The organism is Antarcticibacterium sp. 1MA-6-2, from assembly GCF_021535135.1.
In the GTDB taxonomy this organism is placed as follows: domain Bacteria; phylum Bacteroidota; class Bacteroidia; order Flavobacteriales; family Flavobacteriaceae; genus Gillisia.
Genome location: NZ_CP091036.1, coordinates 3,321,103 through 3,338,423, shown reverse-complemented (window position 1 = coordinate 3,338,423; position 17,321 = coordinate 3,321,103). Strand labels below are relative to the sequence as shown.

At 38.7% G+C, this 17,321-nt stretch carries 14 protein-coding genes and 2 pseudogenes; 14 read left to right on the top strand and 2 right to left on the bottom strand.

The window, feature by feature from the left end:
• The first annotated feature begins 191 nt into the window (after positions 1-191).
• The 6 genes and pseudogenes from LZ575_RS17050 to LZ575_RS17030 all read left to right on the top strand — a co-directional run bounded on the left by LZ575_RS17050 (position 192) and on the right by LZ575_RS17030 (position 7,965).
• Positions 192-626 (top strand): TetR/AcrR family transcriptional regulator, encoded by a 435-nt coding sequence (locus LZ575_RS17050; protein ID WP_311195840.1) that lies wholly within the window; start codon positions 192-194, stop codon positions 624-626.
• Between the two features lie 169 nt (positions 627-795).
• Positions 796-1,104, top strand: a complete 309-nt coding sequence (locus tag LZ575_RS23940) for a hypothetical protein (RefSeq protein ID WP_311195839.1) — start codon at positions 796-798, stop codon at positions 1,102-1,104.
• Positions 1,101-2,162 (top strand): TolC family protein, encoded by a 1,062-nt coding sequence (locus LZ575_RS17045; protein ID WP_311195838.1) that lies wholly within the window; start codon positions 1,101-1,103, stop codon positions 2,160-2,162. The genes LZ575_RS23940 and LZ575_RS17045 overlap by 4 nt, the downstream gene beginning before the upstream one ends.
• 53 nt (positions 2,163-2,215) lie before the next feature.
• The gene (locus LZ575_RS17040) at positions 2,216-3,379 is read left to right on the top strand and encodes an efflux RND transporter periplasmic adaptor subunit (RefSeq protein ID WP_235325916.1); all 1,164 of its coding nucleotides are present in this window, start codon (positions 2,216-2,218) and stop codon (positions 3,377-3,379) included.
• 21 nt (positions 3,380-3,400) lie between these two features.
• A pseudogene (locus LZ575_RS17035) lies at positions 3,401-6,878 on the top strand (efflux RND transporter permease subunit).
• Between the two features lie 82 nt (positions 6,879-6,960).
• On the top strand, positions 6,961-7,965 hold the full coding sequence (locus LZ575_RS17030; protein ID WP_235325914.1) for an LLM class flavin-dependent oxidoreductase: 1,005 nt from the start codon (positions 6,961-6,963) through the stop codon (positions 7,963-7,965).
• Between the two features lie 72 nt (positions 7,966-8,037).
• Here the strand turns inward: LZ575_RS17030 and LZ575_RS17025 are convergent, their stop codons facing one another.
• A complete protein-coding gene (locus LZ575_RS17025; protein ID WP_235325912.1) occupies positions 8,038-8,397 on the bottom strand; it encodes a toxin-antitoxin system YwqK family antitoxin in 360 nt (119 codons plus the stop codon).
• A gap of 211 nt (positions 8,398-8,608) precedes the next feature.
• Between LZ575_RS17025 and aspS the strand changes: the two are divergent.
• The 4 genes and pseudogenes from aspS to LZ575_RS17005 all read left to right on the top strand — a co-directional run bounded on the left by aspS (position 8,609) and on the right by LZ575_RS17005 (position 12,768).
• Positions 8,609-10,360, top strand: a pseudogene (gene aspS, locus LZ575_RS17020) (aspartate--tRNA ligase).
• 58 nt (positions 10,361-10,418) lie between these two features.
• Positions 10,419-12,209, top strand: coding sequence for a chloride channel protein (locus tag LZ575_RS17015; protein WP_235325910.1), 1,791 nt, complete (start codon positions 10,419-10,421; stop codon positions 12,207-12,209).
• 2 nt (positions 12,210-12,211) lie between these two features.
• Positions 12,212-12,451 carry a hypothetical protein gene (locus tag LZ575_RS17010; RefSeq protein ID WP_235325908.1) on the top strand — a complete coding sequence of 80 codons (240 nt, stop codon included), beginning with the start codon at positions 12,212-12,214 and terminating at the stop codon, positions 12,449-12,451.
• Between the two features lie 119 nt (positions 12,452-12,570).
• Entirely contained in the window at positions 12,571-12,768 is a 198-nt protein-coding gene (locus LZ575_RS17005) for a cold-shock protein (protein WP_235325906.1), read from the top strand.
• Positions 12,769-12,855: 87 nt separating this feature from the next.
• On the opposite strand, the gene LZ575_RS17000 is transcribed toward LZ575_RS17005, so the two are convergent.
• Positions 12,856-13,806, bottom strand: a complete 951-nt coding sequence (locus LZ575_RS17000) for an NAD-dependent epimerase/dehydratase family protein (RefSeq protein WP_235325904.1) — start codon at positions 13,804-13,806, stop codon at positions 12,856-12,858.
• Positions 13,807-13,945: 139 nt separating this feature from the next.
• Between LZ575_RS17000 and LZ575_RS16995 the strand changes: the two genes are divergently transcribed.
• The 4 genes from LZ575_RS16995 (at position 13,946) to LZ575_RS24355 (ending at position 17,321) form a co-directional block, all read left to right on the top strand.
• Complete coding sequence (locus LZ575_RS16995) at positions 13,946-14,533, top strand: hypothetical protein (protein WP_235325902.1); 588 nt, start codon at positions 13,946-13,948, stop codon at positions 14,531-14,533.
• A 15-nt stretch (positions 14,534-14,548) separates the two neighbouring features.
• Entirely contained in the window at positions 14,549-15,088 is a 540-nt protein-coding gene (locus tag LZ575_RS16990; RefSeq protein ID WP_235325900.1) for a nuclear transport factor 2 family protein, read from the top strand.
• A 239-nt stretch (positions 15,089-15,327) separates the two neighbouring features.
• The gene (locus LZ575_RS16985) at positions 15,328-16,701 is read left to right on the top strand and encodes a M13 family metallopeptidase (protein ID WP_409187169.1); all 1,374 of its coding nucleotides are present in this window, start codon (positions 15,328-15,330) and stop codon (positions 16,699-16,701) included.
• Entirely contained in the window at positions 16,683-17,321 is a 639-nt protein-coding gene (locus LZ575_RS24355) for a M13-type metalloendopeptidase (protein ID WP_409187168.1), read from the top strand. The genes LZ575_RS16985 and LZ575_RS24355 overlap by 19 nt, the downstream gene beginning before the upstream one ends.

The window sequence follows — 17,321 nt, the reverse complement described above, 5'->3', positions numbered from 1 at the left end:
TGATCTTCTTATTCATGTGATCTTCAAAAACATCACGGTATTCAGATATAGAAAGCATTTGAAAATTTTTAGTAAAAATAGGACAAATGAGCACAACTGGAAATTGTCACAATTATTTAATAATAATTTAATGGAAACTTTTATAGTTTTTAAAGTTTCCTGCAGTATATTTGCGCCCTCAGAAATTGAAAATGAAAGAAGATATAATACGTACTGCGGCAGATATGTTTTTGACTTTTGGCTTCAAAAGCGTCACTATGGACGAGATTGCCAATAAAATGGGAATATCAAAAAAGACAATTTACGCGAATTTTTCCACGAAAACCAAACTGGTGCAGGCCACCACTATTTACATCCTTAAATCAATAGAGCAGGGAATTGAGAACATCAAGGCCAGAGAAAACAATCCCATTGTAGAGCTTTATGAAATAAAGAAATTTGTAATGAATCATTTAAAGGATGAGAAATCTTCACCACAGTATCAATTAAATAAATATTACCCAAAGGTCTACCAGGAAGTTCAGGAAAATCATTCCGAAATGATGCACTGCAGCCTTGCCGACAATTTGAAAAAAGGTATAGACGACGGTCTTTACTCAGTCCTCCATACCCGTAGAATTTATTAGTAAGATCTACTTTATGGGAATGATGAGCATAAAGAATTCTGATTTTTTCCCAGTTGACCAGTTTCCGCTAAAGGATCTAACCGAAAAATTTCTCGAGTATCACCTGCGTGCCATTGTAACTCCCAAAGGCCTACAAACACTAAATGAAATCTTAACCCTTGAAGATTAAATGAAAAAAGTATTTCTATTCTTTACTCTCCTGTTTTCCTTTACAATGTTTTCACAGGAAGAGGATGTTCAAAGCTCCTATACCTTATCCCTGGAAGAAGCAATTATTTTAGGTCTTCAAAATAATTATACCTCTCAAATTGCCGGAAAGGAAGTAGAAAAAGCCCTGAAACAAAAATGGGAAATCATTTCCCAGGGTTTGCCGCAAATAAGTGCCAATGTTGATTATCAAAACCTTTTAAAACAACCTGTTACCCTTTTGCCAGCTGAACTTGCCGGAGGTGCTCCAGGAACTTTTGTGCTTAAGTGAGATTTGGAACGAAACAAAATCTTGGAGGCACCGCCACCTGGAACCAATTAATTTTTGACGGTTCTTATATTGTAGGTGTCCAATCAGCTCAAACTCTTTTAGCAATTTCCAGAAATGCCAAAACCAAGACAGATCAATCTGTAAAAGAGGCTATTGTTTCTGCTTATGCTAATGTACTCTTAGCTGAAGAAAGTGTTCAAATCCTGAAGAAAAACCTCCAGACTGTGGACAAGAATTACAGTGACACCCAAAAGATTTTTGAAAATGGTTTTGCTGAAGAGGAAGACGTGGAACAATTGCAAATCACTCTCCTCGGTTTACAGAACAATTTAAACCGCAGCGAGAGAATGCTGGAGATTTCTTATGAAATGCTTGCCCACACTTTGGGTCTTCCTGTAGATACTGAAATAAAACTGAGTGAAGATCTGGATGTTGTCGCAATGAAATATTACGACCTCGCTCTCCTCTCCAAGGAAATACCTGTCGAGGAAAATATTGATTACAGGATAGCTGCCAATAATGCCGAAGCCGCCCGCATTTTTGTTCGGCTGGAAAAGGCAAAAGCCCTGCCTTCGCTTACTGCTTTTGTCAATTACGGTGCACAGGCCTATAGTGGAAAATTCACCTTCTTCAATAGTGATCAGGAATATTTTGCACAGTCCATTCTTGGAGTAAGCCTTAATATTCCAATTTTCAGCAGCGGAATGCGCGGAGCAAGAACCCAGCAAATGCAGATTGAATATGAACAGGCTCTCTTAGAACTTGATGAAACCGAAAACAGAATTCGGCTTGATATCAATGCAGCAAGAAACGACTATGAATACAGTCTGGAAAATTACGAAACCCTAAAAAGAAATCTGGAACTGGCAGAGAGGATTGAAAACAAAAACAGGATCAAATTTTTTGAGGGACTCGCCACCAGCTTTGAATTAAGTGAAGCGCAACGGCAGCTTTTTAATGCTCAACAGGAATTATTACAATCCATGTTAAATGTAATAACAACAAAAGCGACTCTGGAGAACCTGCTGGACACCACCAAATATTCTCCTAATAATTAATACCCTTTACTTTAATAAACCACTTAATGAATTTAAGTAAACATAATAAGCCGATGAAAAATTTACTCTATATCTCCCTTTTCTCACTACTGCTTGTTTCCTGTGGGAAAACTGAAGAAGGTTCTGTAGAAGATGTTATAGCTTCTAACAACCTGGAAGAGATCCGGGCGAAAAAGGTAGAGCTAAGCAAGCAACAAAGTGAAATTGCAGGCAAAATTGAGCAACTCGATGCAGCAATAAACCAAATGGACGACACCAGAGGCTTTCCCGTTGTTACTGTTCAGGAGGTGATTGATACCACCTTCAGGCACTACACAAGAGTACAGGGTGATGTTGCTACCAGGGAGAACATAATTATTTATCCGGAATTTTCGGGAGTTCTTTCTCAAGTTCACGTAGAGGAGGGGCAGCAGGTGCGCAAAGGACAGTTACTCGCCACTATTGATGATGGAGGTCTATCGAGCCAGGTGGCACAGCTGGAGGCGCAGGCAAATCTTGCTAAAACCACTTTTGAGAGGCAGCAGCGCTTATGGGAGCAAAATATAGGATCAGAAATCCAGTTTTTGGAAGCTCAAACAACTTATCAATCGTCACAAAATGCTGTAAACCAATTGAGATCTCAATTAGCTAAAACTAATGTGAGAGCACCTTTTAGCGGAGTAATAGATGAAGTAATTTCCGATGAAGGACAGGTTGTAAACCCGGGTCAAAATCAACTATTCAGGCTGGTAAACCTTGAGAATATGTACGTGGAGGCAGCTGTTCCAGAAACATACCTTAATCAAATTAAAAAAGGCACATCGGTAATTGTAGAAATTCCCGCAATTAACAAGCAATATGAAGGAGAGGTTAAACAGGTTGGCAGCTTTATAAATCCCAATAACAGAACATTCCAGGTGGAGGTATCCATACCTAATAAGGATGGATTTGTAAAGCCTAACTTAATTGCTACTGTTAGGCTCAATGACTATACTGCTGAAGGAGCTATAACAATACCAGAGAGTGCTATTCAAAAGAACTCCATGGGGGAGAGTATAGTTTATGTTCTTCAGAAGGAAAGTGACAGCACCGGAACAGCAGTGAGAAAGACTGTAGAAACAGGAAAAACCCAGGATAATCAGGTAGAGATACTTTCAGGTATTGAAACAGATGAACAGGTTATTATCCAGGGAAGCAGAAATTTAAGGGATCAACAAAAGGTCAAAGTAAAAAATTAAGAATTTGTTGAAGCAGTCCAAATGAACAAAATAGACAAAGAATTTAAGATATCGTCCTGGGCCATTGAGAACAGGATGACGGTGTACGTAATTATTGCCATTGTCTTAGTAGGGGGACTTCTCTCCTACTACAGTATGCCAAGGGAATCTTTTCCTGAAATTATTGAAACCAAGATTTATGTTAGTACTATAAATCCAGGAAACTCTGCAGAGGATGTGGAGAAATTTATAACTGAACCTCTCGAGGAGGAATTCAATAACGTGGGAGGTGTTATAGACATAAGCTCTACTACTTTTCAGGATTACTCTATGATTATTGTAGAATTTGATGATGATGTAAGTGTTGATGTTGCAAGGCAAAAAATAAAAGACAGGGTAGATCAGGTCAAAGCAGAAACAACCTGGCCAAATCTGGATAATGGCGGTAAAGTAGAACCCAATGTTTTTGATCTCAATATTTCTGAAGAACAACCTATTCTTAATATCAATCTAACCGGAGATTTCACTGTTCAGCAATTAAAAGAATATGCCGAATATCTTCAGGATAAGATTGAAATCCTTCCGCAGATAAAAGAAGCAACTATTCGAGGTGCTGAAGAAATGGAAATTGAAATAGCTCTTGATGTCTATCGTATGACTGCCTCACAGGTGAGTTTCAACGATGTGGTCAATGCCGTTAGTGCCGAGAACAGAACAATTTCAGGAGGAAATATTCTTTCCAATAGTGTACAGAAAAACATCAGGATCATTGGGGAAATTGAAGATCCCGGGGAGCTCGAAGATATCGTGGTAAAACGTGAAGACGGAAATATCTTTCTTAAAGATATAGCCGAAGTCAAATTTCATGAAAAAGATGCTACCACTTATGCCCGGGAATATGGTGAACCTGTAGTGATGCTTGATATTAAAAAACGCGCGGGGAAGAACATGATCGAGGCGGTTGATGAGATTAATAGAATTATTGCCGAAGAGCAGGAAACCTACCTGCCAGAAACCCTTCATGTCTCTCTCACAAATGATCAATCTATTAAAACAGAAACCCAGGTAGATGACCTTGTAAATAACATCATTTTTGGGGTTATTCTTGTAGTTGTTGTCCTGATGTTTTTCCTTGGATTCAGGAATGCTTTGTTCGTGGGAATAGCTATCCCCCTTTCCATGTTCCTATCCTTTATAATCCTTTCAAGTCTCGGCATTACTCTTAATACTATGGTGCTTTTTGCCCTGGTAATGGGTCTGGGAATGCTCGTAGATAACGGGATTGTTGTTGTGGAGAACGTATTTTCATTAATGGACCAGGGGATGCCCCGGCTTAAAGCTGCAAAACAGGGATTGGGTGAAATTGCCTGGCCTATTATAGCCTCAACAGCCACTACTCTTGCAGCATTTTTTCCCCTGGGTCTGTGGCCGGGAACAATTGGAAAATTTATGATGATCTTTCCAATGACCTTATCCATAGTCCTGGGGTCTTCTCTTTTTGTCGCTCTTATAATAAATTCTATGCTTACCTCCCGCTTCATGAAAACCGAAGAGGAAGAGTTCACAAAGAATAAACTGGTACGGATAACCGTAATATTAATTGGGGTTGGTTTATTACTGCTTGTACCAGGGTTTATAATTGATTCTGGTTTATTAAGAGCTGTTGGAAACCTTCTTATTTTTAGTGCAGTATTGCTCTGGTTTTACAAGTATGTGCTTTCAAGAGGTGTAAATTATTTCCAGTATAAATCGCTAAAAAAACTTGAGAACAACTATGAAAAATTCCTGAAATTTGCCCTTAGGAAGAAGAAAGCTTATATGTTCTTCTTCGGTACTTTAGGCTTACTTATTTTCTCTTTTATCCTCGTGGGACTGGTACAGCCGAATGTACTCTTCTTTCCTGAAAATCAACCGAACCAGATCATTACGTATATAGAATTTCCTGAAGGAACTGATATAAAACGCACCAATGAATTCACCAAAAAGGTGGAGCAGCGAATATTTGATGTTATTGAAAAATATGAAGATGAGAGCGGTTATAACTATATGGTAGAATCTGCCATTTCGCAGGTGGGACAGGGTGCTGTAATCCTCAAACAGATGGTGGCCAGCAAAACGAAATGCCTCATAAAGCAAAAGTCACGCTTTCTATGAGAGAGTTTAGTGAAAGACGTGGAGTATTGAGTAGCCAGGTATTAGGCGAGGTACGGGATGCTGTAAGGGAATTCACAGGTGCAACAATTATAGTTGAAAAAGATGCTGCAGGACCACCATCAGGATATCCAATAAATATAGAACTGAAAGGGGAAAATTACGACCAGATGCTCGTGGAAGCAGAACAATTACGGGAATATATCAATGGACTTGGGATTGCAGGAATAGAAGAACTTAATATAGATGTAAATAAGTCTAAACCTGAATTAAGTATTCGCGTAGACCGAAGAAAGGCAGGACAGTTGGGGATCTCCACTTCCCAGGTGGGACAAACCCTGAGACGGGCAATTTACGGGGAAGAAGTTTCAACATATAAAGATGGTGATGATGATTATCAAATCAATGTAAGATTTAACGAGGAACTGCGATATGATCAAACAGCACTATTCAACCAGCCTATAACCTTCCGAAATAATTCAGGACAACTGGTACAGGTTCCAATATCTTCGGTTATTGAGACAGATGCAACATCTACTTTTAATTCCATAAAAAGAAAAGATTTAAAAAGGGTGATAACCTTATATTCCAATGTGCTGCAGGACTACAATGGCAATGAGATAGTAGAGCAATTAAAAAACTCGCTGGAAAGTTATGATTTACCTAATGAAATGTCCCTTGAGTTTACAGGAGAGCAGGAAAAACAGGCAGAAAACATGAGTTTTCTTCTCAAGGCGCTCCTCATTGCTCTTGGCGGAATTCTGCTTATCCTGGTTGCACAATTTAATTCTGTTTCCAAGCCTGTAATTATTCTTATGGCTGTAGTTCTAAGTTTAGCGGGAGTATTTTTAGGCCTGGTGGTTTTTCAAATGGATTTTATTATAATTATGACAATGATGGGAATCATTTCACTAGCGGGAATTGTAGTAAATAATGCCATAGTACTAATTGACTATACCCAACTCTTAATTGATAGGAAAAAAGTTGAATTAGGTTATGAAGAGTATGAGCTCTTAACCCGGGAAGAATATTTTCAAACCATTGTTGCCGGGGGTAAGTCCAGGCTTCGACCCGTTTTACTTACTGCTATTACTACAGTCCTGGGATTAATTCCCCTGGCTGTAGGTCTAAATATTGACTTCTTTGGATTATTCATAGATTACGCTCCAAACATAAAAATTGGAGGTGATAACGTAATCTTCTGGGGGCCACTTGCCTGGACAGTTATTTTTGGATTGGTTTTCGCCACCTTTCTCACCCTTGTAGTTGTACTGTAATGTTTTACCTGGTTAACAGGATGAAAGTAAGTGCTTCTAACAAGAGGAGAGCCAGAAAACGTTTAAAAGCAGTAAGAGAAGCAAGCCACTAAGGATATAAAAAATCTAGTGAAATGTGTCAGGAATTTCTTCGACCTAATACCTACGAATTAGACTTACACATAAAAGTAAATAATGCAAAATAATAATAATATTAAATATTCCATACTTGAGTTAGCCAGTATAGGTGCAGGAGTTAGTACATCTAAAACTTTTAAAAATAGCCTTGAGCTTGCACAAAAAGCTGAAGATTTTGGGTACAACAGGTTTTGGCTTGCAGAGCATCATAACATGATAAGCATTGCCAGCTCAGCCACCGTTGTTCTTATGGGTTATATAGCAGGTGGAACCAATAAAATAAGAGTGGGATCTGGAGGAATAATGCTTCCAAATCATTCCCCTTTAATAGTCGCCGAACAATTTGGAACACTAGCAAACCTTTACCCTGGAAGAATTGATATGGGACTTGGAAGGGCACCGGGAACAGATCAAACCACGGCTCACGCTATAAGATCAGACAGGATGCAGGCTGTTTATCAATTTCCAGATGAGATTGCTAAAATACAGCAGTATTTCTCACGTGACAACAGCAATTCTAAAGTAAGAGCAACTGTTGCCGAAGGCGTGGAAGTGCTAGTTTACATTTTGGGTTCCAGTACAGATAGTGCCCATCTTGCAGCTAAAAAGGGTTTACCTTATGTGTTCGCCAGCCACTTCGCTCCTACCCATCTTTTCGATGCATTTAATATTTATCACAACGAGTTTGAACCTTCAGAATTCCTGCAGGAACCTTACACAATGGCAGGAGTTAATATTGTAGCCGCCGAAACAGATGAAGAAGCACAAAAGATATCTACTTCAATGATAAGAATGATGTTGGGAGTGCTCACAGGAAAAATTGATTATATGCAGCCATCAATTGATATGACAGAGGAACTTCGGGAGATTTCACAACATCCCGCTCTTCAACAAATGTTGAGGTATTCATTCGTGGGAAGCAAAGAAACTGTAAAGAAAAAAACTAAAGAATTTTTGAAGCAAACCGGAGCAAATGAGATTATGGCAGTTTCGCACATTTATGACCACCAGGACAGGGTGAATTCCTTCAGAATATTTTCTGAAATAATGAAGGAGCTTTAAATACTTACTTATAGATTAAAATGCAAAACCCGAAGCTTCCACTTCGGGTTTTGCATTTTTAATGTTGAAAAATTAATCTATTTCTACAATTCCACTTACTTCTTCATATGAATGAACTTCAGCAATTATATTATTGTTGTAATCGACCTCAGTTAAAAAATTTTTATTCCAAAAAAACCATTTTCCTGTTTTAACGCCTTCTTTGTATTGCGCAACGGCATTCTTCTTACCGTCCTGGTCATAAGAAACCCATTCCCCGTGGAGTTGTCCGTTCTTGTACGTACCCTCCTGTCTAATACTTCCATTTTCATAATAATATGTACCTTTTATTAACTCTCCCTCTTTCTCAAATTTTGGTTTAATTTCCTGGGATACAGCTGTGGTGTTCGCAAAAATTGCCAATATTGCGATAGCCGTGAAAAACTTTTTCATATGCATAAGTTTTTGGTGAGGGTTATATCTCAAATATAGCCTTAATTTTACAATTAATCAATGTTTAGGTAACATTAATTTAACATTGTAGTATCCTCAACTTATAATTTCTCCTGATTATAAATGGATGTTCCTTAAATTTTTACTTCCTTGAAGACCTTAAATACCCTCGAACTTATTACTTTTGCGATTCTAAATTTGAATACTATTTATGTATAGAAGTCATACCTGCGGGGAATTGAGAAGTACCAACATTGGGGAGAAAGTTACTCTTGCTTAGGTTGGGTCCAAAAGATTAGAAATAAAGGATTTATGGTGTGGGTAGATCTCCGGGACAGGTATGGGGTGACACAATTAATTTTTGATGAAGAAAGAACTCCTGCAGCAATGCTAAAAGAAGCTGTAGAACTTGGGAGGGAATATGTCATCCAGGTGAAAGGAGAGGTTATAGAGCGGCAGTCAAAAAATCCACAGATGCCAACAGGAGATGTGGAAATTTTAGTTTCAGAATTTAATCTTTTAAATCCTTCTCTCACCCCTCCGTTTACAATTGAAAATGAAACTGATGGTGGTGAGGAGCTGCGAATGAAATATCGCTATCTGGATATTAGAAGAAATCCTGTAAAAGAAAGCCTTATGTTTCGGCACAAAGTTGGAATGCAGGTTAGAAATTACCTATCTCAACAGGGATTCATCGAAGTGGAAACGCCTTACCTTATAAAATCCACTCCCGAAGGAGCCCGGGATTTTGTGGTGCCAAGCCGGATGAATGAAGGTCAATTTTATGCACTCCCACAATCTCCACAAACTTTTAAACAGCTGTTGATGGTAGGCGGAATGGACAAGTATTTCCAGATCGTCAAATGCTTTAGGGATGAAGATCTACGCGCAGACCGTCAACCGGAATTTACCCAGATAGACTGCGAAATGGCTTTTGTGGAACAGGAAGATATCCTGAAAACTTTTGAAGGTCTCACCAGACATCTTTTAAAAGAAATTAAAGGATTAGAAGTAAAAGAATTTCCAAGGATGACCTATGCTGAAGCCATGGAAAAATATGGAAATGACAAACCGGACATTCGTTTTGGGATGGAGTTTGCCCAATTAAATGATCTGGTTAAAAACAAAGGTTTTAATGTATTTGATCAACAGGAACTTGTAGTTGGAATTGCAGTTCCCGGAGCTGCTTCCTATACCCGGAAAGAGACTGATAAATTAATTGAATGGGTAAAACGGCCTCAAATTGGTGCCACTAAGTCTTATTTGGGCAAAGTACAACGAAGATGGCAGCCTTAAATCATCTGTAGATAAATTTTATTCTGAAGAAGATCTTAAAGAATGGGCTAATACCACAGGAGCTAAACCCGGAGATCTTATTCTCGTAATGGCTGGCGAAACAGCAAAAACCAGATCGCAACTTAGTGCTCTGAGAATGCACTTGGCTACTGAACTAGGTCTAAGAGACCCTAACACCTTTGCACCTCTGTGGATAGTAGATTTCCCATTGTTGGAATGGGATGAAGAGACTTCCAGATTTCATGCTATGCACCACCCGTTCACGTCACCAAAACCTGAAGATGTAAAATTACTGGAAACAGAACCAGGTTCTGTACGGGCCAATGCTTACGATCTTGTTCTTAACGGTAATGAAATTGGTGGTGGTTCTATAAGGATACACGACAAAAAGACGCAGGCGAAAATGTTTGACTTTTTAGGTTTTACTCCTGAAGGAGCTAAAGAGCAATTTGGCTTTCTTATGAATGCCTTTGAATTTGGAGCACCACCCCATGGAGGAATCGCTTTTGGCTTTGACAGGCTTGTAGCCATTCTTGGAGGCCAGGAAACAATACGGGATTATATTGCCTTTCCAAAAAATAATGCGGGAAGAGATGTAATGATCGATGCCCCTGCCCGCCTGGAAGAGGCCCAACTAAAGGAATTGCACCTACAGGTAAAATTATAAATTTTTAAATCCTGCCTTTGGGCGGGATTTTTTTGTATCAGTCAAATAACACGTACTAATGGTTCCAAAATCAATTCCCGGGTTACAGCGTTTTTTGATATGGAAGACAAAGCATCTTTCACAGCAACAATTTATATTAGTACTTAGTTCTATTATAGGCTTCACCGCAGGTTTGGGAGCAGTTATTATAAAGAACCTTACACACTTTATACAAAAACTCCTGGAGGGGAATTTAATTTCTAATTACCATACTGCTTTTTACTTTATTTTCCCTCTGTTGGGACTAACCATTACCCTTCTTATAATAAAATTTGTGCTTAAGAAAAAAGTTGGTCACGGTATTCCTTCCACATTATATGCAATTTCCAAAAAACAGGGAATAATGCATACATATCAAATGTACGCATCTCTTATTACCGCACCATTGACTGTTGGTTTTGGAGGTTCTGTAGGACTTGAGGGACCCACGGTAGCCACAGGAGCATCCCTTGGATCTAATATTTCCCGTTTATTTCAAATGGACCAGCGGGCTCGCACACTGCTAATAAGTTGTGCGGCGGCAGGGGCAATGTCCTCCATATTTAAAGCCCCGGTTGCTGCTATCATTTTTGCTATTGAAGTTTTTAGCCTGGATCTCACACTCATTTCCTTACTGCCTTTACTTATTGCATCAGTTTCAGCGATCCTTACCTCCTACTTCTTCTTTGGATCAGATATTATTTTACCATTTCAACTTGAGGATAATTTCAAAATTTCAGAGGTTCCTTTTTATATTATCCTGGGGGTACTTGCGGCTTTTTCTTCTATGTATTTTACTTCGGTTTATTTTAAGATCAATAATTATTTTAAGAAGATCTCTTCTCCTTTTAAAAGGCTATTAATTGGTGGAATAGGTCTTGGAATTCTAATCTATTTTATTCCGCCTCTATATGGGGAGGGCTATAATGTCATAAATAATCTACTTTCTGCTAACTATTTGCAGGCTCTTGGAACCAATCTTTTTAATGATTACCTGGATAACATTTGGGTGGTAATTCTTCTATTGGCGGGTCTTGTAATTTTCAAAATTATTGCTACTTCGCTTACTTTTGGTGCAGGCGGAGTTGGAGGTATTTTTGCACCCGTACTTTTTATGGGAAGTGCTATGGGACATTGCTTTGCTTTGTTTGTAAATAATACAGGGCTATTAAAAAATCCTATTTCGGTTAGCAGCTTTACAATGGTGGGAATGGCTGGTCTTATGGCTGGTGTTTTACATGCCCCGCTTACGGCAATATTCCTCATTGCCGAGCTCACAGGCGGCTATGAACTATTTGTTCCTCTTATGATTACATCTGCCATTTCCTTTATGATAACCAACCAGTTCCAGCCTCACTCTGTTTATACCATGGAACTTGCTATGCGGGGAGAATTATTAACTCATGATAAAGATCAGGTAGTTTTAACCTTACTGGATATTGAACAGGTAATAGAGACTAATTTTGTGGAACTCAACGTGAATATGACCCTGGGAGAAGTAATCCACAAGGGAGTTATAAAATCCTCCCGAAACATCTTTCCGGTATCTGATGAAAATAATAACTTTATGGGAATCCTTCTACTGGATGACATACGACCTATTATGTTTGAACAGGATCTGTACGATAAGGTAAAGGTGCAGGAACTAATGCAACGGGCTCCCGAAATTATAGATATTAAGAAAGACAGAATGAAGGATATAATGAAAAAATTTCAGGATAGTGATGCCTGGAACCTTCCGGTCACAGAAAATGAAAAATATATAGGATTTGTCTCGAAGTCAAAGCTGCTTACGGCATACAGGCAAAAATTAATTGAGGTAACAGTATAGCTATGAATTTATTTTTAAAAATATTTGGAATCTTAATCCTTGTGGCTATAGGAACAGGATTCTATTTTAGAATTCAGGGGGAAATAATTTTAGGGGACAGAATTATTGGGATAGCAGTTCTGGCCACTGCCTTTATCCTTATGCCCATTTTTTTGGTCATTAGATGGAGGGGTAAAAAGCTGGAAGATTACACCCTTTCTGATAAGAATATAAAGAAAATGAGAGACAAAGGAATAGATTAACTCTCTTAAAATCAATAGGGTTATTATAACTAATAACGTTAAAAAGATTTTTAATTAAACTATTAATGATTCATTTAATTATGTAAGTTTGTCTTTTATTAATTATTTATTTTATTACAATGGAAGGTACAGTTAAATTTTTCAATGAGTCTAAAGGTTACGGATTCATTACCAACGACGACACAGGAAGAGACATCTTTGTTCACGTTACAGGTCTTAATGGTGAGACTTTGAACGAAGGTGACAAAGTTGAGTACGTTGAAGAAGAAGGAAGAAAAGGATTAACCGCAGCTCAGGTGCGTGTAATCAACGATTAATATATTTTGAATATATAATTCGACAACCTAACCAAAACCCGCCAATGGCGGGTTTTTTTATGGTATGTTATGGCTGCAAGTAAATTTTTAAGATTCTACCTTTAAACCCTGTAGCATAGCTTTTGTGAGTTTTGGAAGATCATATTCATGTTCCCAATACCACTCCTCTCTTGCTATACTGTCATCAATACTACCTGGCCAGGAATCAGCAATCTCCTGCCTGAAATCTGGCTTATAAGAAATTTCAAAACGCGGAAGTTCCTTTTTAATTTCTGCAGCCAGTTCTTTAGGAGTAAAACTCATGGCGGAAAGGTTGTATGAAGATCTCACCTTTATCCTCTCTCCCGGGGCTTCCATTATATCAATGGTAGCTTTAATTGCATCATCCATAAACATCATAGGTAAAGCAGTGTCTTCCTTGAGAAATGAAATATAAGTCCCGGTTTTTAAAGCTTCATGGAAAATTTCCACTGCATAATCTGTAGTACCACCACCGGGCAAAGTCTTATAACTAATAATTCCGGGATATCTAAGGCTTCTTACATCTACTCCATATTTCCTGAAATAGTATTCACACCATCTTTCTCCTGTTTGCTTTGAAATGCCATAAACAGTAGTAGGCTCCATTACCGTGGTTTGAGGAGTAGCTTCCTTAGGAGTGGAAGGCCCAAAAACAGCAATACTGGATGGCCAGAAAACTTTTTCAATTTTTTTATCCTTCGCAAGATCCAGAACAATGAATAATGAATCCATATTCAGTTCCCAGGCCTTCATTGGAACTTTTTCGGCAGTAGCACTTAAGAAAGCTGCCATTAAATAAACATCGGTAATCTCATAATGGTTAACCAGTCTATTGATATTTTCCCGGTCCTTGGCATCAGCTATTTCAAATGGGCCTGATTCCATGAGTTCCGGCCCTCCTTCTTTAATATCACTGGCAATAACATTTTCATTGCCATACTTTCCCCTTAATTTCAATGTCAATTCACTTCCTATTTGTCCCGCTGCACCAATTATGAGTATTTTCTTCGGATTCATTCTCTACTTTTTGAAGTGCAAAGATATTGATTTCACAAAAGAAGATTACCTACCGCACGTTAAAATGAAAATTGTGTAAATAGAGGAATATTTCCTTATTGGAGTAGGTTTTCATTAACTTTGTTGCTTTGTAATCCTTATGAAGAAAATATTCTGGTGCATCTCAATTATTATCCTGACAGCCTGTAACCAAAATGCTGGTGATGAGCAAATTCAATCGCAGGAAACAATTGACACCACGGCTCTTCAACAGCCTCTACAGGTTCCCAATGAGGAAGTTATTTTGTTACCTGAAGCCCGGGAAATAACTTCAGACTGGCTTGCTTATCTCACTGCACAAAGTGAAATTAATAATTTTAGCGATTACACCCTTAACGAAGTAATTTCCAATGCCACCCCAATTGCTGAAATTATGCAGTCCCTACGGCAAACAGTTCCAGCCGGATTTAGAACTAATGCAGTTCAAACAAGGCTTTCAGTTTTATATACCAAGGCGAAAGTTTTAGAGCGACTCTCCAGGAGCAGAAACAGCAAACCTGAAGAAATTGCAAAAACTGCTGAAGAACTTCCGGTGGAATTCAACAACCTTAAAATTCAGCTGAACGAGTTGTTCCTTAAAACGCTGGAGGATTTTGAACAGGAACTGGACGAGCTGGAAGAGATTCACACTACCCCCGATACCATTCCCGTTGACAACAGGGAAGAAATTGGCAGCGGATTCAATTAATAAATTTTATTAAGTATGAAGAAATTATTGCTGTTTCTTGCTCTTACCTCTGTTCTTTCCTGCAACTTTTCAGTAGAAACTTCAAAAGCTAATTTTGAAGAAAACAAGGCTCCGGTAAATAAGGAAATTTTAAAAGATTCTATTAATACGGTATTGGAAGAATGGCACAAAGCTGCAGCTGAGGCTCGTTTTGAAAAGTATTTTGATTTGATGACGCAGGACGGTGTTTTCCTTGGAACCGATGCTACAGAGAATTGGCAAAACAAAGACTTCAGGGCATATGCTAAACCTCATTTTGACAAAGGTAAAGCCTGGAGTTTTTCAACTTTGGAAAGAAATATTTACACAGGCGAAGAGGCTAATATTGCCTGGTTTGATGAGCTTCTCGACACCCAAATGGGAATTTGCCGTGGGTCGGGAGTGGTGGTGAGAACCACTGAAGGATGGAAGATCAAACATTATGTGCTTTCCATTAGCATTCCAAACGAAAATGTTTCAGAAATAACTGAATTAAAAAAAGATTTTGATGAGGAGTTAACATCCAGACTAAAATAAGACATCCAAATCTATTTGTGCCGTTCAACATCCCCGAGGCTCCTTCCGAAGAAATAATTGTTATTTGCCTGAAGCAATTTTCTGTTTCAAATCTCTCATGCGCTGACATTTTACTTTTTAGTACTTTAGCGCGAAATTTTTTAAACCCTGATAAAGAATGAAAAAAATATCCAATGCCATGATATTGTCAATCCTTGGTGCAGCCTTCGTGACTAAGCTGTAAAAGTGATGACAAAAAAATGGAAGAAAAACAGGATCCTCGAGGAATTAATCTTGCCTATATGGATACCACTGTTAGTCCTAAAGATGATTTCTTTAGATATGTTAACGGGATATGGATAGATTCTACTGAAATTCCTGATGAATATACCACCTGGGGCAGCTTTAATGAATTACGTAAAAACACAGATTCTGAGGCTCTTTCCCTGTTGGAGAAAGCATCAAAAAATTCAAATTTAGATCCTTCCAGCAATCAGGCAAAAGCAGTTTTCCTTTACCAGAGCATAATGGATACAGTTAGCAGGAATGAAAGAGGGATTGAACCTATAAAACCATACCTGGCTAAAATTGAATCAATTCAAAACAAGGAAGACCTTCAGAAATATTTAACCGGGATGCAGGAGTATGGCGGAGCAGGATTTTTTGGTTTTACGGTGAGGGCTGACGCTAAAGACAGTAATAAAAACGCGGCTTACATATATCCATCCGGATTAGGATTGCCGGACCGGGATTATTACCTGGGCGATGACCAAAGTACTAAAGACATCCGTGAGAAATATAAAGCTTACGTTTCAAGAATGCTGCAATTTTTAGGAGACTCTCAGGAAGAGGCTTCCAAAAAAGCTGAAACTATCCTGGCTTTTGAAACCAGCCTTGCAAAACCTCAATTAGATAAGGTGGAACGTCGAGATACACGTAACACATACAACCCTATGGCTGTTTCAGAATTAAAAAAGGAGGTTCCCGCTATAGACTGGAACCAGTATCTTGAACAGATTGGAGCATCAAAGGTAGACACGGTTATTGTTTCCATGCCTAAATATATGCAGGCGCTGCAAACTACCTTTTCAGGTCAAAATGTTGAAGACTGGAAAACTTACCTTCGATGGACGCTTTTTAATGATGCTGCCACTACATTGAGCACTGATATTGAACGAGCAAACTGGGAATTCTATGACAGGACTTTACAGGGAGCAAAAGAAATGCGACCCTTAAATGAACGTGCTTTAGGAACAGTAAATAACACCTTAGGTGAAGCGCTGGGAAAACTCTATGTAGAAGAGAACTTTCCACCGGAAGCTAAACAAAAAGCTCAGGAAATGATCGCCAATATTATTAAGGCTTTTGAGGTTAGGATCAACAATCTTACCTGGATGAGTGACAGTACCAAAGTAAAAGCTATTGAAAAATTGGGAACAACAACTATTAAAGTTGGATATCCCGATGAGTGGAAAGACTACAGCGAACTAGAAATCTACGGTCCTAATGATGAAGAAGGTTCTTACTTTCAAAACATGATGAATGCCAGCAAATGGAATGTAAATGAAACAATGGCAAAACTTGGAGAGCCTAGGTTGACAAAACTGAATGGTTTATGCCTCCTCAAACGGTAAATGCTTACTACAACCCAAGTTATAATGAGATCGTTTTCCCTGCTGCTATCCTGCAGCCTCCTTTCTATGACTACAAGGCTGATGCTGCTGTGAATTACGGCGGAATTGGTGCTGTAATAGGACATGAAATCTCTCACGGGTTTGATGACAGCGGTTCAAGATTTGACGCACAGGGCAACCTGAACAACTGGTGGACTGAAGATGACTTAAAACAGTTTGAAGGTCTTGGTGGTTCACTGGCAGACCAGTACAGCGCAATTGAAGTACTGGACAGCGTTTTCATTAATGGTAAATTTACCTTAGGTGAAAACATTGGAGATCTTGGAGGAGTTAATGCCGCTTATGACGGACTTCAAATTCACTTAGAGGAAAATGGAAATCCCGGAGAAATTGATGGATTTACACCAGAGCAACGTTTCTTCCTTTCATGGGCAACTGTATGGCGTACTAAAATGAGAGATGAAGCTTTAAGGAACAGGATTAAAACCGATCCTCATTCCCCGGGAATGTACCGCGCCTATGTCCCACTTCAAAATATTGATGCTTTTTATGAAGCCTTTGATATTAAGGAGGGAGACAAGATGTACGTGAAGCCGGAAAATCGCGTGCACATTTGGTAA